Origin of the sequence: Streptomyces bullii (assembly GCF_042657145.1) — a bacterium.
In the GTDB taxonomy this organism is placed as follows: Bacteria; Actinomycetota; Actinomycetes; order Streptomycetales; family Streptomycetaceae; genus Streptomyces; species Streptomyces bullii.
Window position 1 is genome coordinate 338,948 of sequence record NZ_JBHSNY010000003.1, and the last position, 21,175, is coordinate 360,122.

A 21,175-nucleotide genomic window follows, 5' to 3' on the forward strand; every position below is an offset into this window, starting at 1 on the left:
CAATCGGTAGGTGAGGCGCGTCACAGACGCCGCGCCTCTCGAAGCCGCTCCCACGAGGAGGTGCCGTCATGACGGTCATCGAGCAGCGTGGCGCTTATCGGCCCACGCCGCCGCCCGCCTGGCAGCCCCGTACCGACCCCGCGCCGCTGCTGCCCGACCCGGAGCCGTACCGCGTCCTCGGCACCGAGGCGGCGGCGAAGACCGACCCGGAGCTGCTGCGCACGCTGTACGCGCAGTTGGTGCGCGGCCGTCGGTACAACGCCCAGGCCACCGCCCTCACCAAGCAGGGCCGGCTCGCCGTGTACCCCTCCAGCACCGGGCAGGAGGCCTGCGAGGTCGCCGCCGCGCTGGTGCTGAAGGAGCAGGACTGGCTCTTCCCCAGCTACCGCGACACGCTGGCGGTCGTCGCCCGCGGAGTGGACCCCGTCGAGGCGCTCACCCTGCTGCGCGGCGACTGGCACACCGGCTACGACCCCTACGAACACCGTGTGGCGCCTCTGTGCACCCCGCTCGCCACCCAGCTGCCGCACGCCGTCGGGCTCGCGCACGCCGCGCGCCTGAAGGGCGACGACGTGGTCGCGCTCGCCATGGTCGGCGACGGCGGCTCCAGCGAGGGCGACTTCCACGAGGCGCTGAACTTCGCCGCCGTCTGGCAGGCACCGGTCGTCTTCCTCGTCCAGAACAACGGCTTCGCGATCTCCGTCCCGCTCGCCAAGCAGACCGCGGCCCCGTCGCTGGCCCACAAGGCCGTCGGCTACGGCATGCCCGGCCGCCTGGTCGACGGCAACGACGCCGCCGCCGTGCACGAGGTGCTCAGCGACGCCGTACGGCACGCGCGCGCGGGCGGCGGTCCCACCCTCGTCGAGGCGATCACCTACCGCGTCGACGCCCACACCAACGCCGACGACGCGACCCGCTACCGCGGCGACGCCGAGGTCGAGACCTGGCGGCAGCACGACCCGATCCAGCTGCTGGAGCACGAGCTGACCGAGCGCGGGTGGCTCGACGAGGCCGGCATCGAGGCGGCCCGCCAGGACGCCGAGACCATGGCCGCGGCCCTGCGCGAGCGCATGAACCAGGACCCGGCGCTCGACCCCATGGACCTCTTCGCCCACGTCTACGCCGAGCCCACCTCCCAACTGCGCGAGCAGCGGGACCAGTTGCGGGCCGAGCTGGAGGCCGAGGCCGAGTCGGAAGGGGCGCACCGATGACCACCGTCGCCGTCAAGCCGGCCACCATGGCGCAGGCCCTCACGCGCGCGCTGCGCGACGCCATGGCCGCCGACCCGACCGTCCACGTCATGGGCGAGGACGTCGGCACCCTCGGCGGCGTTTTCCGGGTCACCGACGGGCTCGCGAAGGAGTTCGGCGAGGACCGCTGCACGGACACGCCGCTCGCCGAGGCGGGCATCCTCGGCACGGCCGTCGGCATGGCGATGTACGGCCTCAGGCCGGTGGTGGAGATGCAGTTCGACGCGTTCGCCTACCCGGCGTTCGAGCAGCTGATCTCGCATGTGTCCCGGATGCGCAACCGCACGCGCGGGACGATGCCCCTGCCGATCACGATCCGCGTGCCCTACGGCGGCGGCATCGGCGGCGTCGAGCACCACAGCGACTCCTCCGAGGCGTACTACATGGCGACTCCGGGGCTCCATGTCGTCACGCCCGCCACGGTCGCCGACGCCTACGGGCTGCTGCGCGCGGCCATCGCCTCCGACGACCCGGTCGTCTTCCTGGAGCCCAAGCGGCTGTACTGGTCGAAGGACTCCTGGAACCCCGAGGAGCCGACGCCCGTTGAACCGATAGGCCGCGCGGTGGTGCGGCGCTCGGGCCGGAGCGCCACGCTGATCACGTACGGGCCGTCCGTACCCGTCTGCATGGAGGCGGCCGAGGCGGCCCGGGCCGAGGGCTGGGACCTCGAAGTCGTCGATCTGCGCTCCCTGGTGCCGTTCGACGACGAGACGGTGTGCGCCTCGGTGCGGCGGACGGGACGCGCGGTCGTCGTCCACGAGTCGGGCTCCTTCGGGGGCCCGGGCGGGGAGATCGCGGCCCGGGTCACGGAGCGCTGCTTCCACTACCTGGAGGCGCCGGTGCTGCGTGTGGCCGGGTTCGACATCCCGTATCCGCCGCCGATGCTGGAGCGCCACCACCTGCCCGGTGTGGACCGGATCCTGGACGCCGTGGGGCGACTGCAGTGGGAGGCCGAGAGCTGATGGCACAAGTGCTGGAGTTCAAGCTCCCCGACCTCGGTGAGGGACTCACCGAGGCGGAGATCGTGCGCTGGCTGGTGCAGGTCGGCGACGTCGTCGCCGTCGACCAGCCCGTCGTCGAGGTCGAGACGGCCAAGGCGATGGTGGAGGTGCCCTGCCCCTACGGCGGCGTGGTCACGGCCCGCTTCGGCGAGGAGGGCGCGGAACTGCCCGTGGGCGCGCCGCTGTTGACGGTGGCGGTGGGGGAGCCGGCCGCCGGCGGTGCCGCCCAGGGCCCGGCCGCCCGGTCCGCACAGGCCCAGGAGTCGCCCACCGAGGTGCCGAAGGCCGAGGGCTCGGGCAACGTCCTCGTCGGGTACGGCACCTCGCAGGCCCCGGCGCGCCGCAGGCGGGTACGGCCCGCACCGACGCATTCGGCCGTTTCCCCGGCAGCCGGGCCGGTGAACGGACGGGCGGAAGCCTCCCCCACGGCAACGGGCAAGGCTCCGGCGGCCAAGGCGACCAACGGCCGGGTCCTCGCCCCGGAGACGACGGACGCCCCCGTCCCGGTGATCTCCCCCCTGGTGCGCAGGCTCGCCCGGGAGAACGGCATCGACCTGCGCGAGCTGACCGGCTCCGGCCCCGACGGGCTGATCCTGCGGGCGGACGTGGAGTACGCGCTGCGGGCCGCCGCCGCGCGGGGCCGTCCGGCCGCCCAGTCGGCCGCCGAGCCGCACACCCGCGTGGCACCGGTTCCGGCCACCGCGTCCCAGGCACCCGCCCCCACGCTCGCCGGAGGCGTCCGTACGCCGCTCCAGGGCGCCCGTACGCCGCTCAAGGGCGTCCGCGGCGCCGTCGCCGACAAGCTCTCCCGCAGCCGCCGCGAGATACCCGACGCGACCTGCTGGGTGGACGCCGACGCGACCGAGCTGATGCGGACCCGCGCCGCGATGAACGCCGCCGGCGGTCCGAAGATCTCCCTCATCGCCCTGCTGGCCCGCATCTGCACCGCGGCCCTGGCCCGATTCCCCGAGCTCAACTCCAGCGTCGACACCGAGGCGAGGGAGGTCGTCCGGTTCGACCACGTCCACCTCGGCTTCGCCGCGCAGACCGAGCGCGGACTCGTCGTGCCTGTCGTACGGGACGCGCACACGCGGGACGCCGAGTCGCTGACCGCGGAGTTCGCCCGGCTGACCGAGGCGGCCCGGGCCGGGACGCTGACCCCCGCGGACCTCACCGGCGGGACCTTCACGCTGAACAACTACGGCGTGTTCGGCGTCGACGGCTCCACTCCGATCATCAACCACCCCGAGGCGGCCATGCTCGGCGTCGGCCGCATCGTGCCCAAGCCGTGGGTGCACGAGGGGGAGCTCGCGGTGCGGCAGGTCGTCCAGCTCTCGCTCACCTTCGACCACCGCGTCTGTGACGGCGGTGTGGCGGGCGGATTCCTGCGCTATGTGGCGGACTGCGTGGAACAGCCGGCGGTGCTGCTGCGGACCTTGTGATCGACGCGACTCCCCCGCGTTCCCTGTGATCCCGGGGACACGCATACTCGGGGGGTGACCTCGTACGAGTCGACGGGTGCCCCCGGCACCGACACCGACACCGGCCGGACGCCGGGCGGCGGCCCCGTCGTGTACGACGCCGTCGTGCTCGCCGGTGGTGCCGCGCGGCGGCTCGGCGGTGCCGACAAGCCCGCTGTGCGGGTGGGCGGGCGCGCGCTGCTCGACCGGGTGCTCGCCGCCTGTGCCGGCGCCCGGACCACGATCGTCGTCGCCGACCCACGGCCGACGGCTCGGCCCGTGACCTGGGTGCGCGAGGACCCGCCCGGCGGCGGCCCGCTCGCCGCCCTCGCCGCCGGCCTGCCGCACACCACGGCGGAGCACACCGTGGTGCTCTCGGCCGACCTGCCCTTCCTGAACGACAAGACCGTCGAGCGGCTGCTGACGGCCCTGCGCGCCGGCGGCGCCGACGGGGCGCTGCTCACCGACCCCGACGGCCGCGACCAGCCGCTCGTGGCGGCCTACCGCGCGCGGCGCGTGCAGGAGGTCCTCGCCGGTATCGGCGCCGAGCACGGCGGCGTCACCGGTCTCCCCCTCCGGCGCCTGACCGCGCAGCTGAACCTCATCCGCATCTCCGACCCCGTCGCGTCCTTCGACTGCGACACCTGGGACGACATCGCCTCCGCCAGGTCACGTATCAGGGAGCATGGGCACGTGTTGGACGAATGGATTTCCGCAGTCAAGGACGAGCTGGGCATCGACCTGGAGGTCGACACCGGCGTCCTGCTCGATCTCGCCCGCGACGCCGCCCACGGTGTGGCCCGGCCCGCCGCGCCGCTGACCACGTTCCTCGTCGGCTACGCCGCCGCACGGGCCGGCGGCGGCCCGGAGGCCGTGGCCGAGGCCGCCCGCAGGGCCGCGGCGCTGGCCGTGCGCTGGGCGGAGGAGGACGCCGTAGGCGCCGCACCCTCCGACGTCGCGCCGGGAGGCGCGGCCCCCGGTGGGACGGAAGCCTCCGGTACCACCCCCGGTGCGACGGAGGCGGCCGGTAAGGCCCCCGGCACGGCGGAACCCGCCGGCACCAGGCCCGACGTCGCCCCCGACGCCACCCCCGACACCCGCCCGGATGCCGGATGACCACCCGCTCCACCCGCCCCGGCGACAACGTCGAGACCCCCGAGGACACGGACGACCTCGACGTCGAGGAGGCGCTCGCCCTCGTGAAGGAAGCCAACGGCCCCACCGGCCCCACCTCGGGCGACCGCGCCGCCGTCCCCTCCCCGAAACCCGCGGGCCCCGGCGCCTCCGCCGACGCCCGTCACCGGGCCACACCTTGGCCCGAGGCCCGGGCCACCGCCGAACGCGCCGCCCGCGCCGTCCGCCGGGCCGCCGCCCGCACGCCCGTCTCCGCTCCCCTCGACGCGGCCCTCGGACACACGCTGGCCGAGCCCCTCACCGCGCTGACGGACCTGCCCTCCTTCGACACCTCCGCGATGGACGGCTGGGCGGTCGCCGGCCCCGGCCCCTGGGCGGTACGGGACGAGGGCGTCCTGGCCGGACACGCCGAGCCGGAGCCGCTCACCGACGGTGAGGCCGTCCGTATCGCCACCGGTGCCCGCATCCCCCCGGACACCACCGCTGTCCTGCGCACCGAGCACGGCCGCGCCGACGACAAGGGCCATCTGCACGCCACCAGAGAGGTGGTGCCCGGCCAGGACATCCGCCCCCGGGGCCAGGAGTGCCGCAGCGGCGACCAGTTGCTGCCCGCCGGCACCGTCGTCACCCCGGCCGTGCTCGGCCTCGCCGCAGCCGCCGGGTACGACACCCTCACCGCCGTTCCGCGCCCCCGCGTCGACGTCCTGGTGCTCGGCGACGAACTGCTCACCGAGGGGCGTCCGCACGACGGCCTGATCCGGGACGCGCTGGGCCCGATGCTGCCGTCCTGGCTGCGGGCACTCGGTGCCGAGGTCACCGCCGTCCGCCGGGTCGGCGACGACGCCGAGGCGCTGCACCAGGCGATCACGGCATCCGACGCCGACGTCATCATCACCACCGGCGGCACCGCCGCGGGCCCCGTCGACCACGTCCATCCCACCCTGCTGCGCATCGGCGCCGAACTGCTGGTGGACGGCGTCAAGGTCCGCCCCGGCCACCCGATGCTGCTGGCGCGCACCCAGGGGAACCAGCACCTGGTCGGCCTGCCCGGCAACCCCCTGGCCGCTGTCTCCGGCCTGTTCACGCTGGCCGAGCCCCTGCTGAGGATCCTCGCCGCACGGCCCGCACCGGAGCCGTACACGCTGCCGCTGACGGACCCCGTGCATGGGCACCCGTACGACACCCGGCTCGTGCCCGTCGTCCTGCGCGGCGACCGGGCCGTGCCACTGCACTACAACGGACCGGCCATGTTGCGCGGCATCGCGGCGGCCGACGCACTCGCCGTCGTACCGCCGGGTGGAGCGCAGCCGGGGCAGGAGACGGAACTGCTCGACCTGCCCTGGGCGTCCGGGGGAATCGGGGTGTGTTTCACGTGAAACTTCCGGGCCAGGACACGATCGCCCGCCAGCCGGACGAACATCTCGTATCTCACCGGGTGACGCTCCCGAGGAAGATCGTGGAGCACCCGTTCCGCCAGGTCGCCAAACGGCTGTCCATGGCCCTGGTGGTGCTCGTCTTCACGGCGGTCATCGTCTATGCCGACCACGATGGCTACAAGGACAACAACGGTGACGGCGTCGGCCTTCTCGACGCCTTCTACTACGCGACCGTCACCCTCTCCACCACCGGGTACGGCGACATCACCCCGGCCAGCGACACCGCGCGGCTGGTCAACATCTTCGTCATCACGCCCCTGCGCGTGCTGTTCCTGATCATCCTGGTCGGCACCACACTCGAGGCCCTCACGGAGCGCACCCGTGAGGAATGGCGGCTGAACCGCTGGAGGTCCACGTTGCGCGATCACACCGTCGTCATCGGCTTCGGCACGAAGGGACGGTCGGCAATCCGGACCGTGTGTGCGACGGGGCTGAAGAAGGAACAGGTCGTCGTGGTCGATCCCAGCTCCAAGGTGATCGACGCGGCGGCCGCCGAGGGCTACACGGGCATCGTCGGGGACGCGACCCGCAGCGATGTCCTCAGGCGGGCCGAGGTGCACCGGGCGCGGCAGATCATCATCGCAACCCAGCGGGACGACACGGCCGTCCTGGTGACGCTGACGGCACGGCAGCTCAATCGCGGGGCGAAGATCGTGGCCGCGGTGCGTGAGGAGGAGAACGCGCCGCTGCTGAAGCAGTCCGGCGCCGACGCGGTCATCACCAGCGCCAGCGCGGCCGGCCGGCTGCTCGGTCTGTCCGTGCTCAGCCCGGCGGCCGGCATGGTGATGGAGGACCTGATCCAGCAGGGCAGCGGGCTCGACATCGTCGAACGGCCCGTCATAAAGGCCGAGGTGGGCAAGGCGCCACGCGACGTCGACGACCTGGTGATCAGCGTTCTGCGCGGGCACCGGGTGCTCGGCTACGACGACCCGGCCGTCGGAAAGCTGGAGCTGACGGACCGGCTGATCACCATCGTGCGGGCGACGCCGGGCACCCAGGTGACGCCCGACCTGCGCCCGCTGCCGCGCGACTGACCGGGCCACATCGGCCTGGACGGTGGCCGCCCGGGCCGTATCGGTGGGGGTGCGGGCCGTGGGTGACCGGGTCTCACCGCCGTGGCTGACCTTGGCTGTACGGCCGTGGGCCGTGGTTGTTCAGGCCGTACGGCCGTGGGCCGTTACTGACCGGGCCGTATCGGTGGGGGTGCGGGCCGTGGGTGACCTGCCTCGCCGGCCGTGGGCCGTGGCCGTCCAGGCCGTACGGCCGTGGAGCGTGGCTGACTCGGCTTCACTGCCCTGACCGACGGCCGCACCGCCGTGACCGACGGCCCCGCCGTCGTGGCGGTCGACCATTCCCCGGCCCGGACCGGGCCCCGCGAGAGGCCCGGAACCCGGACTACTTGCGGTTGTACAGCCGCATCGTGACCGGCCCGAAGACCGCCACGAACAGACCGGCCCAGCCCAGTGACCAGGCGATCTCGTCCGCCGGCCAGTCACCCGCCATCAGTGCGCGCACCGCCGAGGACAGGTGGGTGATGGGGCTGTTGTTCACGAACGCCTGCAGCCAGCCCGGCATGGTCCGCGGGTCGACGAAGACGTTGGACAGGAAGGTGAGCGGGAAGATCACCATCATGCTGACGCCCATCACCGACTTCTCGGTGCGCAGCAGGAGCCCGAACATCGTCCAGATCCACGAGAACGCGAACGAGAAGACGACCAGCAGCGCGATCCCGGCGAGAACGCCGCCGACCCCGCCGTCCGGCCGGTAGCCGAGGATCAGGCCGACGGTCAGCATCACGACCGAGGCGATGGTGTAGCGCAGGGCGTCGCCGAGCAGATAGCCGACCATGGTCGACGGCCGCCAGATCGGCAGGCTGCGGAACCGGTCGAAGACGCCCTTCTCGATGTCGGTGTTGACCGAGACACCGGTGTACATCGTGATCATCACGACCGACATCACCAGGATGCCCGGCAGCAGGAACTGGATGTACTCCGACGGCGACCCGGCCAGCGCGCCCCCGAACAGGTACGTGTACATCAGCACCATCATGATCGGGAACGCCGTGACGTCGAAGAGCTGCTCCGGCACGTGCTTGATCTTCAGAACGGCCCGCCAGCCGAAGGTCAGCGAGGCCGACCAGGCGCTGGGACGCGGCGGCCGCTCCTTGGCGACCAGCAGCTCGGCGAGCGACTCGGTGCTGACCGGGGCGAGTTCCCTGCTCTCCGTGGGCGTCGCGGTGCTCATGCCGTCACCTCGTCCTTCGTGTCCTGGCCGTCCTGGCCGTCCTGGGAGTCGTGCGTGTCGTGTCCGGTGAGGGCCAGGAACACCTCGTCCAGGCTCGGCTGGCCCAGCGAGAAGTTGTCGACCGTGATGCCGGCGCCGGCCAGTTCCCTCAGCGCGCGGGCGGCCTGCTCGGCCGCGGTGTCCTGGCTCGCCGCCGTACCGAGGCGGGCGGTCAGGGCCACCGGGTCGGGCTCCGGCTGCACATCCGCGCCGAGCGCCCGGTGCAGCAGCTCCGCAGCGAGGGGCCGCTGGTCCGCGTCCCGCAGCCGCAGATGGACGGAACCGGCGCCCACGGACGCCTTCAGCTCGCCCTTGGTGCCCTCGGCGATCACCTTGCCGCGGTCGATCACCGCGATCCGGGACGCCAGCTGGTCGGCCTCGTCCAGGTACTGCGTGGTCAGCAGCACGGTCGTGCCCTGCGCGACCACGGCCCGCACGATGTCCCACACCTGGTTGCGGCTGCGCGGATCGAGTCCGGTCGTCGGCTCGTCCAGGAACAGCAGGTCAGGTGTGTTGAGGATCGACGCGGCGATGTCGATACGGCGCCGCATGCCGCCCGAGTAGTGCTTGACCTGCTTCCCGGCGGCCTCCGCGAGCCCGAAGGCCCGCAGCAGCTGCGCGGCACGCTCCCGGGCCGCCTTCTTGTGGTGCCCGAGGAGCCGGGCCAGCAGGACCAGGTTCTCGGTGCCGGTGAGGTCCTCGTCCACCGACGCGTACTGCCCGGTGAGGCTCACCCGGCCGCGCACCGCGTCGGCCTCGCGTACGACGTCGTGCCCGAAGACATGGGCCTCACCGCCGTCCGGTCGCAGCAGCGTGGCGAGCATCTTCACGGTGGTCGTCTTGCCGGCGCCGTTCGGACCGAGGACTCCGTAGACCGTACCGGCCGGCACGGCGAGGTCCACTCCGTCGACGGCCCGGGTCTCGCCGAACGTCTTCACCAGGCCCGCGGTCTCGATCGCCAGGCCGGACGTCTGCGTGCTCATGCTTCGGGTCCTTCCGCGCGCTTGGGCTACGCATGGTGAGACCTTCACGGTCGCGCAAACTCATCGCTCCCGCACGAGGAATTCCGGGTGTACCGGTCCAAGGGCCGAGAGGTCTCGGACCGGGGACCGAGGCCCGGGGGCCACCGCGGAGTGCCGGGGAGTAGCGTCCCCTCCATGCATGCGATCACGATTTCCGAACCTGGTGGGCCCGAGGCGCTGGTCTGGGACGAGGTCCCCGATCCGGTGCCCGGCGAGGGCGAGGTCCTGGTCGAGGTGGTGGCCGGCGCCGTCAACCGGGCCGACATCCTGCAGCGGCAGGGCTTCTACGATCCGCCGCCCGGCGCGTCCCCGTACCCCGGCCTGGAGTGCTCGGGGCGGGTCGCGGCACTCGGCCCCGGGGCGTCCGGCTGGTCCGTCGGCGACGAGGTGTGCGCGCTGCTGTCGGGCGGCGGCTACGCCGAGAAGGTCGTCGTCCCGGCCGGGCAGCTGCTGCCCGTCCCCCGGGGCGTCGGCCTCGTGCAGGCCGCGGCACTGCCCGAGGTGGCCTGCACGGTCTGGTCCAACGTCTTCATGATCTCCCACCTGCGTCCCGGCGAGACTCTGCTCGTGCACGGCGGTGCCAGCGGCATCGGCACGATGGCCATCCAGCTCGCCCAGGCCGTCGGCGCCAGGGTCGCCGTCACGGCGGGCAGCGCCGAGAAGCTGGACCGGTGCGCCGAACTGGGCGCGGACATCCTGGTCAACTACCGCGAGCAGGACTTCGTCGAGGAGGTGAAGAAGGCCACGGACAGCGCGGGCGCCGACGTCATCCTCGACAACATGGGCGCCAAGTACCTGGACCGCAACGTCCGCGCCCTCGCCGTCAACGGCCGGCTCGCGATCATCGGCATGCAGGGCGGCGTCAAGGGCGAGCTGAACATCGGCGTCCTGCTCAGCAAGCGCGCCGCCATCAGCGCGACCTCACTGCGGGCCCGTCCTCTGGAGGAGAAGGCGGCGATCGTCGCGGCCGTACGGGAACACGTCTGGCCGCTGGTCGACGGCGGTCACGTACGCCCCGTGGTGGACCGCGAGATCCCGATGCCGGAGGCGGCCGAGGCCCACCGGGTCGTCGAGGAGAGCGGCCACGTGGGCAAGGTGCTGCTCATCGCGCCGCACCGGGAGCCGGACGACACCCCCTAGGGCAGCCGCACGCGCCGGGCCCCGCTCACCGGCGCCGACGAGACACGGTCGCTTCCCCGCGACCTGATCCGCATGACCGGGCTAGGTCCGGCGCAGCCGCAGCGCCACGAAGGCGAGGCCCAGGCCGAGTCCGATGAGGACCAGCCCGCTGCCCAGCGGCAGGATCCGCAGTACGGGCTGGACCGTGCCTTCGGCGACCTGCTGGCCGGAGGCCGATCCGGAGGGCGCCGGGTCGGTCTCCCCCGGCGCCCGGGACACGGCGGCCTCCTCACCGGCGTCCGCGTCCCCCTCCGGCACCTCACGGCCGTCGTCGTCCCTGTACCGGTACCCGCCCCTGTCCCTGTCCCTGTCTCTGTCCCTGTCCCCTTCCCTGTGCCGTTCGTCCCGCAGGCGGCCCGGCTCGTCCTCGGCCTCCGCCCGCCGCCCCGGGCGCTCCCGCCCCTCACCCGGCCGGCTGCCCGCCCGGGACGGCTCGGCGGCGACGGAGAGGGAGGCGGAAGCGGACGGGGGAGCGATCGGCGCGGCGGCGTCGGGCGGACCTTCGACGCCGTACGCCACCACGCCGCTCCCGAACATCCCCCCTGCGAGCACACCCACCCCCAGGACGACGCTGACCAGTGCCGTCGCTCGCAGCATGCGCAGCCATGGAGTCACGCTGGTGACCCCCTCCCGGTGCCCGGCCCGGCCGGCCGGGCCGAGGGGCAAGATCGGTTGGATGGACGCCACCAGACTCACATTCGGCCGCCATTCCGGCATTCCGGATTCGGCCGACAGGTCGAACCGCTGCACAATCCGTTTATGTCGATACGTCACGGGCTGCTGGCACTGCTGGCGGGCGGACCCCGCTACGGCTCGCGGCTGCGCACCGAGTTCGAGGCCCGCACCGGCGGGACCTGGCCGCTGAACGTCGGGCAGGTCTACACGACCCTCGGCCGCCTGGAACGGGACGGCCTGGTCGTCCAGGACGGCGCGGACCAGGCGGGCCGGGCGCTGTACGCCCTCACCGAGGCCGGCCGCGCGGAACTGCGGTCCTGGTACGCGCGGCCCGTGCGGCGGGCCGACCCGCCCCGCGACGAGCTGGCGATCAAGCTGGTCCTGGCGGTCGGCGCGGACGACATCGACGTACGGGAGGTGCTGGAGGCGCAGCGGCGGCATGTCACGCAGGCCCTGCACGACCACGTGCGGCGGCGGGCCGAGGCCCTGGCCCGGGCGCCGGAGCACCCGGCGGAGATGGCCCGGCTGCTCGTCCTGGAGCAGCTGGTCTTCCACGCCGAGGCCGAGGCCCGCTGGCTGGACCACTGCGAGGCACGGCTGCTGCGCCTGACCCGTGACCGTGAGCCGGGACACCCGGCAGACGACCAGGAACCCTGACAGACGCGTCCTCGTCGTACACGGTGGATCAGCCTCCCCCGGGGGCACCACTGAGGAGAGGCGTACGGGTGCGAGAGAATGGCGGCATGGAGATGCCGAGGAACGAACGGTCGTCGGAGAACCCCCAGATCCTGGTCGTGGGCCAGGACGGCATGGCGCTCGGCGGCGGCAACGCGGACGACGACTCCCGCGAGACCCCGGTCACGGAACAGGTGGAGCAGCCCGCCAAGGTCATGCGGATCGGCAGCATGATCAAGCAGCTGCTGGAGGAGGTGCGCGCGGCTCCCCTGGACGAGGCCAGCCGGGTCCGGCTCAAGGAGATCCACGCCAGCTCGGTGAAGGAGCTGGAGGACGGCCTGGCGCCGGAGCTGGTCGAGGAACTGGAGCGGCTCTCCCTTCCCTTCACGGACGAGGCGACCCCGAGCGACGCCGAACTGCGGATCGCCCAGGCCCAGTTGGTCGGCTGGCTGGAGGGCCTCTTCCACGGCATCCAGACCACCCTGTTCGCCCAGCAGATGGCGGCGCGCGCCCAGTTGGAGCAGATGCGCCGCGCCCTGCCGCCGGGTGTCGGCCACGACGGTCACGACGAGCAGCACACGGGTGGCCGTTCGGGCGGCCCGTACCTGTAGGCGGCGACACGCGCAGGGCCCGGCGGCCGGAGCCGCCGGGCCCTCGCGCCGACCGGTGTCAGGCCGGGTTGCCCGTGGAGACCCTCAGTTGGATCTCCGGCATGTCCTCCGGGTCGACGTCCGTGCCGGCGGCCGGGGACTGGTCCATGACGGCGCCGTCGCCGTAGGTGTTCTCGTCGACGGGCACGACCTTCATCGTCCAGCCCGCGGCCCGGAAGCACGCCTTGACCGACTCGATGTACTTGAACCTGAAGTCCGGGACCTGGATGTTCCCGGAGTCGTCGTACGACTCCCGGGGCTCCGTGCACTTCTCGGTCTCGATCGTCTTCGTGGTGTCCGGCCCGCGGTAACCGGGTTTCTCGGACGCCGAGGCGGACGCACCGGCGCCGCCGCCCTGCGCCGGGTCCTCGCTGTCGCCGCCGCTCAGCGCCAGCGCCGCGATCAGCCCGCCGACCACCACCAGGGACACCATGATCGAGCCGATGATCACCGGCCAGTTGCTCCTGCCGCCGGATCCGCCGGGCACCGGCCGGGGCGTCATGTTGTACGGCGGCGGCGTCGACGGGCCCGGCTGCGGGGGGTACCCGGCCGGCGCGGGCGTCTGGTAGCCGCCGTGCTGCGGATAGCCGTACGCCGGGAAGGGCGCGGGCGTGCCGTACGGGTTCGGCGGCGGCGTCGGCTGGTACGGCGTCTGGACGTTGCCGGTGGGCGCCGCGGCGGCCCGGTCGACCGGCGGGAACACGGCGGAGCCGATGCCCTGGCCGCTCGGCGGCTGCGCGCCGGGCACGATGCTCGGCGGGGCCGGCCGGAAGGAGGCCGCCACGCGCAGGCACTCGCCGCGCATCGCCTCGGCGCTGGGGAAGCGCTCGTTCGGGTTCTTCTTCAGCGCCCGGGCGATCAGCGCGTCCACGGCCGGCGGCAGCGACCGGTTGACGGAGGACGGAACCGGCGGCTCCTCCTGCACGTGCGCGTACGCGATGGCCAGCGGCGAGTCGGCGTCGAACGGCAGCCGCCCGGTCACCAGCTGGAACAGCATGACGCCGACCGAGTACAGGTCGCTGCGCGCGTCCACGCCCCGGCCCAGCGCCTGTTCGGGCGAGAGGTACTGCGGGGTGCCGACGACCATGCCGGTCTGCGTCATCGACGTCACACCGGACTGCATGGCGCGCGCGATGCCGAAGTCCATCACCTTGACCACACCGCGCTTGGTCATCATCACGTTGCCCGGCTTGATGTCGCGGTGGACCAGGCCCATCTCGTGACTGATCTCCAGCGCCGCCAGCACGTCGGCGGTGATCTTCAGCGCCTTGTCGGCGGGCATGGCGCCGTGCTGCCGTACGTCCTCGTCGAGCACCGAGCCCAGCGGGCGGCCCTCGATGTACTCCATGACGATGTACGGAGTGGGCATCCCGTCGCCCGCGGCGGCGCCGCTGTCGGACAGCGCGTCCTCGCCGGTGTCGAAGACGGAGACGATATTGGTGTGCGTGAGCTTCGCCACGGCCTGGGCCTCGCGGCGGAACCGCTCACGGAAGGCCTGTTCCCGGCCGAGGTCGGTGTGAAGTGTCTTGATCGCCACCTGTCGGTCGAGCACGGAGTCGTAGGCGAGGTGCACCGAGGCCATGCCGCCCTGGCCGAGCAGGGCGCGCAGTTGGTACCGCCCACCGGCGAGCGTCCGCCCCGTGTACTGGCCTTGTGCGCCGTCCTGGCTCATCTCTCGCGTCCCCCGTGGCCTGCCGGCGCCGACAATTACCCTTGATCCCAGAGCTTTTCCGGCCAAGTCTGCCCCAGGGCACGGACACGTCAAGCTCGGTGCCCGTTCCGTGACCGTACGCGAAAGAAGCGTCGCGGAAGCGTTACAGCGGACGTACGGCCGGTACACAGAATTTGCACGACAACGCGTGCACGGGGTTTCATGGCCGGTCCGTCTCGTGCCGGTCGTGGCACCCGTTGCGGACCGGAGGCTTGCGCTGAGGCTGTAGCGTGGCCGACGGAGACCGTAACAACACCGCGCGCACCGCGGGCAGAAACGACGGCGAGGACTGATGGCACAGCAGCAGCGCGCTCAGGGCCCGTCCGACCCCGAGGCGACTGGCGGCGGCATGTCGGACGCGCCGGAGTCCTGGGGCAACGGCGGGCTGGTCGGGGACGGCCGGTACCGGCTGACCCGCAGACTCGGCCGGGGCGGCATGGCCGAGGTGTTCGCCGCGGAGGACGTGCGCCTCGGACGTACCGTCGCCGTCAAGCTGCTGCGCGCCGACCTCGCCGAGGACCCGGTCTCCAAGGCCCGCTTCACCCGTGAGGCGCAGTCGGTCGCCGGCCTCAACCACCACGCCATCGTCGCCGTGTACGACTCCGGCGAGGACGTCGTGGGCGGCCAGTCCGTGCCGTACATCGTCATGGAGCTGGTCGAGGGCCGCACCATCCGCGACCTGCTGATGAATGCCGAGGCCCCCGGCCCGGAGCAGGCGCTGATCATCGTCTCGGGTGTCCTGGAGGCGCTGGCCTACTCGCACCAGCACGGCATCGTGCACCGCGACATCAAACCGGCCAACGTCATCATCACCAACAACGGCGCCGTGAAGGTGATGGACTTCGGCATCGCCCGCGCCCTGCACGGGGCGTCGACGACGATGACGCAGACCGGCATGGTCATGGGCACCCCGCAGTACCTCTCCCCGGAGCAGGCCCTCGGCAAGGCCGTCGACCACCGCTCCGACCTGTACGCGACCGGCTGCCTGCTGTACGAACTCCTCGCGCTGCGGCCCCCGTTCACCGGCGAGACCCCGCTGTCGGTGGTCTACCAGCACGTCCAGGACATCCCCACGCCCCCGTCGGAGGCCTCGGACGCCTGCCCGCCGGAGCTCGACGGTCTCGTCATGCGCTCCCTCGCCAAGGAGCCCGACGACCGTTTCCAGACCGCCGAGGAGATGCGCGGCCTGGTCCAGTACGCGCTGCAGATGCTGTACGACCAGGGTGGCCACACCGGCACCTGGAACACCGGCCCGGTGGACGTGCACGAGGGCCGGCACACCCCCGCGGCGGGCCTCGCCGGCACGGCCGTGCTGCCGCACCCGGGCGGTGACGCCTCCGGCACCACGCAGATCCCGCAGCCGATCCTGCCCGCCGGATACGGCAGCGGCGACGACGGCGGCTTCGAGGGGCACGGCAACAGGGGCAGCGGCCGCGGCAAGCTGTGGATCCTCGCGGTGCTCGCGGTGATCGCCATAGCGGCGGGCGTGGCGCTGGCGCTGCAGGGCAAGGGCAACGGGGACAAGGGCCCCGGCACCACGCAGTCGCCGACCACCTCGCAGACCGCCGAGGACAAGTCGCCGAGCGAGTCGCCGACCGACGAGCAGACGGACGGCCCGACCGACACCTCCACGGACACCGGCACCGGCGTGGGCTCCGGCGGCTCGGACTGGACGCCGTCGTACACGCCGTCGTACACGCCGTCGCCGAGCGTGAGCGACGAGCCGACGGACCAGCCGACGGACCAGCCGACCCAGACGGAGCCGACGGGCCAGCCGACCGGCGAGCCCACGGGCCAGCCCACGGATCCGACGAGCGGCGGCGCGACCAACGGCGGCACCGACAACGGCGGTACGGTCAACGGCGGCACGCTCGACGGCGGTACCGAGGGCGGCGGCCAGGACAACTGAGCGGGCACCGCGCAGAGCCGGGCGGGCACCGCTGACCGACCTCCACGCGCGCGTGCGGCCGACCACGGCCCCACGCGCGCGTGCGCGTGACCGCCCGTCACCGGCCCGGCGGCCTCACGCCACGAACGCGTCGCAGACCGTGTCGTACGCGCGGGGCCAGCACACCGCCGGCGCCGCCGCGAGCCGCGGGTCCGCGCGACGGTCGCCGCGTTCGCGGTGCCGACGCGAAGTCGTTGAGGCCTCCCACCGCACGCGGTGCACGGCCGCGGCGAGCTGCGAGGGCCTGGCGAGGCCGCCCGGCGGTACGCGCGCGCACGCCGCGCCCACGGCAGGTCGAGCGGGCCCGCGGCCCCGTTCGAAGAAGATCGCGGCGCCCCGGACGGCCCCCTTCGGGCGCGGTCGTACACCGAGCCGGTCCCCGTCGACGATCGCGGGGTCCGTCGACCACGGGTGCGGGGCCTAGGCGTGACCGCCGACGCCCGCGGCCGTGCGGCTGTGCACGGCCCGCGGCCGTTACTTCCTCAGGCACCGCATCGACAGCGCGACCGCCGCGCCGGGCGAAAGCGCCCGCCGGCACGTGGCCGCGGTGAGCAGGGCCCTGGCCGACGGGCTCACATCACGGCGGACCCGGCTGCGTACCGGCGCGCCAGGGCGCCTGCGGGGGCGTGTGAAGTGCGCGGGTGGTACACGCAGGCGCGACACGCGGCGGACGCACCGCTGTCCGGCGGGGGTGGCGGGAAGGTGCCCGGCCGCGTCCGTCGGCGCACAGGGCCGTATGGGGGGCCACGAAACTCTTCCCGTGCCCGGGGTGGCCGGGATAACGTGCCGTTGCTCCGGCCTCCTGCAAGGCTGTGACCAGCGCACCTTCCAGACCTACCCGATTTACTTGGAAATCCAAGCAAAATCCCAGGTCAGACGGGGTTTCACAGATATGTGGAGCACTGGGTAACGTGCTTTGTTGCAGGGCGCTCGCCGGGGCACCTGTCACGCCTGTTCCCGGCCGAGTGGCACCCACCCCGTGCCCGGTGGTCGGATCAGGTGAGCCGCACTGGCCTACCGGCAACCCCGGGGGCCGGACCGACGGAGGAGCACACGTGACCGTGGAGAGCACTGCCGCGCGCACACCGCGACGCAGCGCCGGAAGCAAGGCCGGCACCACCGGCACCAAGCGCACCACCCGCACGACAGCCAAGAAGGACACCGGCGCCGGCCAGAGCGCCGAGCCCGCCCTCGTCCAGCTGCTGACGCCCGAGGGCAAGCGCGTCAAGAACGCGGAGTACGACCAGTACGTCTCCGGCATCACTCCCGAAGACCTGCGCGGCCTGTACCGCGACATGGTGCTCACCCGTCGCTTCGACGCCGAGGCGACCTCCCTGCAACGCCAGGGCGAGCTGGGCCTGTGGGCCTCGCTGCTCGGCCAGGAGGCCGCCCAGATCGGCTCCGGCCGGGCCCTGCGCGACGACGACTACGTCTTCCCGACCTACCGCGAGCACGGCGTCGCCTGGTGCCGCGGGGTGGACCCGACCAACCTGCTCGGCATGTTCCGAGGCGTGAACAACGGCGGCTGGGACCCCAACGGCAACAACTTCCACCTCTACACGATCGTCATCGGCTCCCAGACGCTGCACGCCACCGGCTACGCGATGGGCGTGGCCAAGGACGGCGCGGACTCGGCCGTCATCGCCTACTTCGGCGACGGCGCCTCCAGCCAGGGCGACGTCGCGGAGGCCTTCACCTTCTCCGCGGTCTACAACGCCCCGGTCGTGTTCTTCTGCCAGAACAACCAGTGGGCCATCTCCGAGCCGACCGAGAAGCAGTCCCGTGTCCCGCTCTACCAGCGCGCGCAGGGCTTCGGCTTCCCGGGCGTGCGCGTGGACGGCAACGACGTCCTCGCCTGCCTCGCGGTCACCCGGTGGGCCCTGGAGCGGGCCCGCGGCGGCGAGGGCCCGACGCTCGTGGAGGCGTTCACGTACCGCATGGGCGCCCACACCACCTCCGACGACCCCACCCGCTACCGCCACGACGACGAGCGGGCCGCCTGGGAGGCGAAGGACCCGATCCTGCGCCTGCGCCGCTATCTGGAGGCCTCACACCACGCGGACGAGGGATTCTTCGAGGAACTCGAGGCCGAGTCCGAGGCGTTGGGCAGGCGAGTGCGCGAAGCGGTGCGTGCCATGCCCGACCCGGACCACTTCGCCATCTTCGAGAACGTGTACGCGGACGGCCACGCCCTCGTCGACGAGGAGCGCGCCCAGTTCGCCGCCTACCAGGCATCGTTCGCCGACGCAGAGGGGGTCTGACCATGGCAGTGGAGGCTGTGACGGCCAAGAGCATGGCTCTGGCCAAGGCGATCAACGAGTCGCTGCGCCGCGCCCTGGAGTCCGACCCCAAGGTCGTCGTCATGGGCGAGGACGTCGGCAAGCTCGGCGGCGTGTTCCGTGTGACGGACGGCCTGCAGAAGGACTTCGGCGAGAGCCGTGTCATCGACACCCCGCTCGCCGAGTCGGGCATCGTCGGCACGGCGATCGGCCTGGCCCTGCGCGGCTACCGCCCCGTCGTGGAGATCCAGTTCGACGGCTTCGTCTTCCCGGCGTACGACCAGATCGTCACGCAGCTGGCGAAGATGCACGCCCGCGCGCTGGGCAAGGTCAAGATGCCGGTCGTGGTGCGCATCCCCTACGGCGGCGGCATCGGCGCGGTCGAGCACCACTCGGAGTCGCCCGAGTCGCTCTTCGCGCACGTGGCCGGACTGAAGATCGTGAGCCCCTCCAACGCGTCGGACGCGTACTGGATGATGCAGCAGGCCATCCAGAGCGACGACCCGGTGATCTTCTTCGAGCCCAAGCGCCGCTACTGGGACAAGGCCGAGGTCAACACGGAGGCGATCCCGGGCCCGCTGCACAAGGCCGCCGTCGTCCGTGAGGGCACCGATCTGACCCTGGCGGCCTACGGCCCGATGGTGAAGCTCTGCCAGGAGGTGGCGGACGCCGCCGCCGAGGAGGGCAGGTCCCTCGAGGTCCTGGACCTGCGGTCGATCTCGCCGATCGACTTCGACTCGGTCCAGGCGTCGGTGGAGAAGACCCGCCGCCTGGTCGTCGTCCACGAGGCACCGGTGTTCTTCGGCTCCGGCGCGGAGATCGCCGCGCGCATCACGGAGCGCTGCTTCTACCACCTGGAGGCCCCGGTGCTGCGGGTCGGCGGCTATCACGCCCCGTACCCGCCGGCCCGTCTGGAGGAGTCCTACCTTCCGGACCTGGACCGGGTGCTGGATGCCGTCGACCGCTCGCTGGCGTACTGAGGAGGGGGAGCGTGACGACGATGACGCAAGCGTCCGTGCGCGAGTTCAAGATGCCCGACGTGGGCGAGGGACTCACCGAGGCCGAGATCCTCAAGTGGTACGTCCAGCCCGGCGACACGGTCACCGACGGCCAGGTGGTGTGCGAGGTCGAGACGGCCAAGGCCGCGGTCGAGCTGCCCATCCCCTACGACGGGGTGGTGCGCGAGCTGCACTTCCCGGAGGGCACCACGGTGGACGTGGGCACGCCGATCATCGCGGTCGACGTGTCGGGCGGGGCACCCGCCGAGGCCCCGGCGCAGGCCCCCGCCGAGCCGGAGCAGGAGCAGCCCAAGGCCGAGGGCGCGACCCGCCAGCCGGTCCTGGTGGGGTACGGCGTGGCCACGACCGCGACCCGCCGCCGCCCGCGCAAGGGCCCGCAGGCCCCGGTCGCAGAGGCCTCGGCGGCGATCCAGACGGAGCTCAACGGCCATGGCACGGCCCCCGTCGCGACTGGCCAGACCGTGACGCCCGCCGCCGGTCCTGCCACGGCCCCCGCCGCCGTCCAGCAGCGCCCGCTGGCCAAGCCCCCGGTGCGCAAGCTGGCCAAGGACCTCGGCGTCGACCTGGCGACGGTCACCCCGACCGGCCCGGACGGCATCATCACCCGCGAGGACGTCCACGCGGCGGTGGCCCCGCCGCAGGCCCCCGAGCGCGAGGCGCAGGCCCCGGCCGCTCCCGCCCCGGCTGCTGCCCCGTCGACCCCGGCGGCGGTGTCGTACGACACCGCCCGTGAGACCCGGGTCCCCGTCAAGGGCGTCCGCAAGGCGACCGCGGCGGCGATGGTGGGCTCGGCGTTCACGGCGCCGCACGTCACGGAGTTCGTGACGGTCGACGTGACGCGCACGATGAAGCTGGTCGAGGAGCTGAAGCAGGACAAGGAGTTCGCGGGCCTGCGCGTGAACCCGCTGCTGCTCATCGCGAAGGCGCTGCTGGTGGCCATCCGGCGCAACCCGGACATCAACGCGTCCTGGGACGAGGCCAACCAGGAGATCGTGGTCAAGCACTACGTGAACCTGGGCATCGCGGCGGCGACCCCGCGCGGCCTGATCGTGCCGAACATCAAGGACGCGCACACCCAGACGCTGCCCCAACTCGCCGCGTCCCTCGGCGAACTGGTGTCCACGGCCCGGGAGGGCAAGACCTCCCCGGCCGCGATGCAGGGCGGCACGGTGACGATCACCAACGTCGGCGTCTTCGGCGTCGACACCGGCACGCCGATCCTCAACCCCGGCGAGTCCGCGATCCTCGCGGTCGGCCGGATCAAGCCCCAGCCGTGGGTCCACAAGGGCAAGGTGAAGCCGCGCCAGGTCACCACCCTGGCGCTGAGCTTCGATCACCGCCTGGTGGACGGGGAACTGGGCTCGAAGGTGCTGGCGGACGTCGCGGCGATCCTGGAGCAGCCGAAGCGCCTGATCACCTGGGCGTGAGCCGACACGAGGAGGGGCCCACCGCC

General features: G+C 72.8%; 17 protein-coding genes and 1 pseudogene. 13 read left to right on the forward strand and 5 right to left on the reverse strand.

Features of this window, described 5'->3' with window-relative positions; translation table 11 throughout:
• Nucleotides 1-68: 68 nt before the first annotated feature.
• Genes pdhA (ACFPZJ_RS09475) through ACFPZJ_RS09500 form a run of 6 tightly spaced genes read left to right on the forward strand, consistent with a single transcriptional unit; the run spans nucleotide 69 to nucleotide 7,315 of the window.
• Nucleotides 69-1,211 (forward strand): pyruvate dehydrogenase (acetyl-transferring) E1 component subunit alpha, encoded by a 1,143-nt coding sequence (pdhA, locus tag ACFPZJ_RS09475; RefSeq protein WP_381019500.1) that lies wholly within the window; start codon nucleotides 69-71, stop codon nucleotides 1,209-1,211.
• The gene (locus ACFPZJ_RS09480; RefSeq protein ID WP_381019502.1) at nucleotides 1,208-2,212 is read left to right on the forward strand and encodes an alpha-ketoacid dehydrogenase subunit beta; all 1,005 of its coding nucleotides are present in this window, start codon (nucleotides 1,208-1,210) and stop codon (nucleotides 2,210-2,212) included. Before pdhA (ACFPZJ_RS09475) ends, ACFPZJ_RS09480 begins: the two co-directional genes overlap by 4 nt.
• Nucleotides 2,212-3,693 carry a dihydrolipoamide acetyltransferase family protein gene (locus ACFPZJ_RS09485; protein ID WP_381019504.1) on the forward strand — a complete coding sequence of 494 codons (1,482 nt, stop codon included), beginning with the start codon at nucleotides 2,212-2,214 and terminating at the stop codon, nucleotides 3,691-3,693. Before ACFPZJ_RS09480 ends, ACFPZJ_RS09485 begins: the two co-directional genes overlap by 1 nt.
• Nucleotides 3,694-3,747: 54 nt before the next feature.
• Nucleotides 3,748-4,827: an NTP transferase domain-containing protein gene (locus ACFPZJ_RS09490; protein ID WP_381019506.1), complete on the forward strand. Its 1,080-nt coding sequence runs from the start codon at nucleotides 3,748-3,750 to the stop codon at nucleotides 4,825-4,827.
• Nucleotides 4,824-6,221 carry a molybdopterin molybdotransferase MoeA gene (locus ACFPZJ_RS09495; RefSeq protein ID WP_381019508.1) on the forward strand — a complete coding sequence of 466 codons (1,398 nt, stop codon included), beginning with the start codon at nucleotides 4,824-4,826 and terminating at the stop codon, nucleotides 6,219-6,221. Before ACFPZJ_RS09490 ends, ACFPZJ_RS09495 begins: the two co-directional genes overlap by 4 nt.
• Nucleotides 6,218-7,315 carry a potassium channel family protein gene (locus tag ACFPZJ_RS09500; protein WP_381019510.1) on the forward strand — a complete coding sequence of 366 codons (1,098 nt, stop codon included), beginning with the start codon at nucleotides 6,218-6,220 and terminating at the stop codon, nucleotides 7,313-7,315. Before ACFPZJ_RS09495 ends, ACFPZJ_RS09500 begins: the two co-directional genes overlap by 4 nt.
• Nucleotides 7,316-7,676: 361 nt before the next feature.
• On the opposite strand, the gene ACFPZJ_RS09505 is transcribed toward ACFPZJ_RS09500, so the two are convergent.
• Together ACFPZJ_RS09505 and ACFPZJ_RS09510 are read right to left on the reverse strand one after the other, a co-directional pair.
• Nucleotides 7,677-8,525 (reverse strand): ABC transporter permease, encoded by an 849-nt coding sequence (locus tag ACFPZJ_RS09505; RefSeq protein ID WP_381019511.1) that lies wholly within the window; start codon nucleotides 8,523-8,525, stop codon nucleotides 7,677-7,679.
• Nucleotides 8,522-9,547, reverse strand: coding sequence for an ATP-binding cassette domain-containing protein (locus ACFPZJ_RS09510; RefSeq protein WP_381019513.1), 1,026 nt, complete (start codon nucleotides 9,545-9,547; stop codon nucleotides 8,522-8,524). Before ACFPZJ_RS09510 ends, ACFPZJ_RS09505 begins: the two co-directional genes overlap by 4 nt.
• Before the next feature lie 174 nt (nucleotides 9,548-9,721).
• On the opposite strand from ACFPZJ_RS09510, the gene ACFPZJ_RS09515 reads away from it, so the two are divergent.
• Nucleotides 9,722-10,726, forward strand: a complete 1,005-nt coding sequence (locus ACFPZJ_RS09515; protein WP_381019514.1) for an NAD(P)H-quinone oxidoreductase — start codon at nucleotides 9,722-9,724, stop codon at nucleotides 10,724-10,726.
• Nucleotides 10,727-10,807: 81 nt separating this feature from the next.
• Here the strand turns inward: ACFPZJ_RS09515 and ACFPZJ_RS09520 are convergent, their stop codons facing one another.
• Complete coding sequence (locus ACFPZJ_RS09520) at nucleotides 10,808-11,452, reverse strand: hypothetical protein (RefSeq protein ID WP_381019515.1); 645 nt, start codon at nucleotides 11,450-11,452, stop codon at nucleotides 10,808-10,810.
• A gap of 72 nt (nucleotides 11,453-11,524) precedes the next feature.
• Between ACFPZJ_RS09520 and ACFPZJ_RS09525 the strand changes: the two genes are divergently transcribed.
• Together ACFPZJ_RS09525 and ACFPZJ_RS09530 are read left to right on the forward strand one after the other, a co-directional pair.
• Nucleotides 11,525-12,097 (forward strand): PadR family transcriptional regulator, encoded by a 573-nt coding sequence (locus ACFPZJ_RS09525; protein ID WP_381019517.1) that lies wholly within the window; start codon nucleotides 11,525-11,527, stop codon nucleotides 12,095-12,097.
• Between the two features lie 86 nt (nucleotides 12,098-12,183).
• Complete coding sequence (locus ACFPZJ_RS09530) at nucleotides 12,184-12,726, forward strand: bacterial proteasome activator family protein (RefSeq protein WP_381019519.1); 543 nt, start codon at nucleotides 12,184-12,186, stop codon at nucleotides 12,724-12,726.
• Between the two features lie 58 nt (nucleotides 12,727-12,784).
• Here ACFPZJ_RS09530 and ACFPZJ_RS09535 read toward each other — a convergent pair whose 3' ends face one another.
• On the reverse strand, nucleotides 12,785-14,437 hold the full coding sequence (locus ACFPZJ_RS09535) for a protein kinase domain-containing protein (protein WP_381019521.1): 1,653 nt from the start codon (nucleotides 14,435-14,437) through the stop codon (nucleotides 12,785-12,787).
• Nucleotides 14,438-14,768: 331 nt separating this feature from the next.
• Between ACFPZJ_RS09535 and ACFPZJ_RS09540 the strand changes: the two genes are divergently transcribed.
• Entirely contained in the window at nucleotides 14,769-16,385 is a 1,617-nt protein-coding gene (locus ACFPZJ_RS09540) for a protein kinase domain-containing protein (RefSeq protein WP_381019523.1), read from the forward strand.
• A 114-nt stretch (nucleotides 16,386-16,499) separates the two neighbouring features.
• Here the strand turns inward: ACFPZJ_RS09540 and ACFPZJ_RS09545 are convergent.
• A pseudogene (locus ACFPZJ_RS09545) lies at nucleotides 16,500-16,817 on the reverse strand (aminoglycoside phosphotransferase); the annotation flags it as partial.
• Nucleotides 16,818-17,479: 662 nt separating this feature from the next.
• On the opposite strand from ACFPZJ_RS09545, the gene pdhA (ACFPZJ_RS09550) reads away from it, so the two are divergent.
• Genes pdhA (ACFPZJ_RS09550) through ACFPZJ_RS09560 form a run of 3 tightly spaced genes read left to right on the forward strand, consistent with a single transcriptional unit; the run spans nucleotide 17,480 to nucleotide 21,149 of the window.
• Entirely contained in the window at nucleotides 17,480-18,685 is a 1,206-nt protein-coding gene (pdhA, locus tag ACFPZJ_RS09550; RefSeq protein WP_381019525.1) for a pyruvate dehydrogenase (acetyl-transferring) E1 component subunit alpha, read from the forward strand.
• A 2-nt stretch (nucleotides 18,686-18,687) separates the two neighbouring features.
• A complete protein-coding gene (locus ACFPZJ_RS09555; protein WP_381019527.1) occupies nucleotides 18,688-19,683 on the forward strand; it encodes an alpha-ketoacid dehydrogenase subunit beta in 996 nt (331 codons plus the stop codon).
• Between the two features lie 11 nt (nucleotides 19,684-19,694).
• Nucleotides 19,695-21,149 (forward strand): dihydrolipoamide acetyltransferase family protein, encoded by a 1,455-nt coding sequence (locus ACFPZJ_RS09560; RefSeq protein ID WP_381019529.1) that lies wholly within the window; start codon nucleotides 19,695-19,697, stop codon nucleotides 21,147-21,149.
• Nucleotides 21,150-21,175 lie beyond the last annotated feature (26 nt).

What these genes read in the sequence shown, in the direction of transcription:
- pdhA (WP_381019500.1), top strand. Translation starts at nt 69, where the DNA reads ATGACGGTCATCGAGCAGCGTGGCGCTTATCGGCCCACGCCGCCGCCC.
- ACFPZJ_RS09480 (WP_381019502.1), top strand. Translation starts at nt 1,208, where the DNA reads ATGACCACCGTCGCCGTCAAGCCGGCCACCATGGCGCAGGCCCTCACG.
- ACFPZJ_RS09485 (WP_381019504.1), top strand. Translation starts at nt 2,212, where the DNA reads ATGGCACAAGTGCTGGAGTTCAAGCTCCCCGACCTCGGTGAGGGACTC.
- ACFPZJ_RS09495 (WP_381019508.1), top strand. Translation starts at nt 4,824, where the DNA reads ATGACCACCCGCTCCACCCGCCCCGGCGACAACGTCGAGACCCCCGAG.
- ACFPZJ_RS09505 (WP_381019511.1), bottom strand. Translation starts at nt 8,525, where the DNA reads ATGAGCACCGCGACGCCCACGGAGAGCAGGGAACTCGCCCCGGTCAGC.
- ACFPZJ_RS09510 (WP_381019513.1), bottom strand. Translation starts at nt 9,547, where the DNA reads ATGAGCACGCAGACGTCCGGCCTGGCGATCGAGACCGCGGGCCTGGTG.
- ACFPZJ_RS09515 (WP_381019514.1), top strand. Translation starts at nt 9,722, where the DNA reads ATGCATGCGATCACGATTTCCGAACCTGGTGGGCCCGAGGCGCTGGTC.
- ACFPZJ_RS09525 (WP_381019517.1), top strand. Translation starts at nt 11,525, where the DNA reads ATGTCGATACGTCACGGGCTGCTGGCACTGCTGGCGGGCGGACCCCGC.
- ACFPZJ_RS09530 (WP_381019519.1), top strand. Translation starts at nt 12,184, where the DNA reads ATGGAGATGCCGAGGAACGAACGGTCGTCGGAGAACCCCCAGATCCTG.
- ACFPZJ_RS09535 (WP_381019521.1), bottom strand. Translation starts at nt 14,437, where the DNA reads ATGAGCCAGGACGGCGCACAAGGCCAGTACACGGGGCGGACGCTCGCC.
- ACFPZJ_RS09540 (WP_381019523.1), top strand. Translation starts at nt 14,769, where the DNA reads ATGGCACAGCAGCAGCGCGCTCAGGGCCCGTCCGACCCCGAGGCGACT.
- ACFPZJ_RS09555 (WP_381019527.1), top strand. Translation starts at nt 18,688, where the DNA reads ATGGCAGTGGAGGCTGTGACGGCCAAGAGCATGGCTCTGGCCAAGGCG.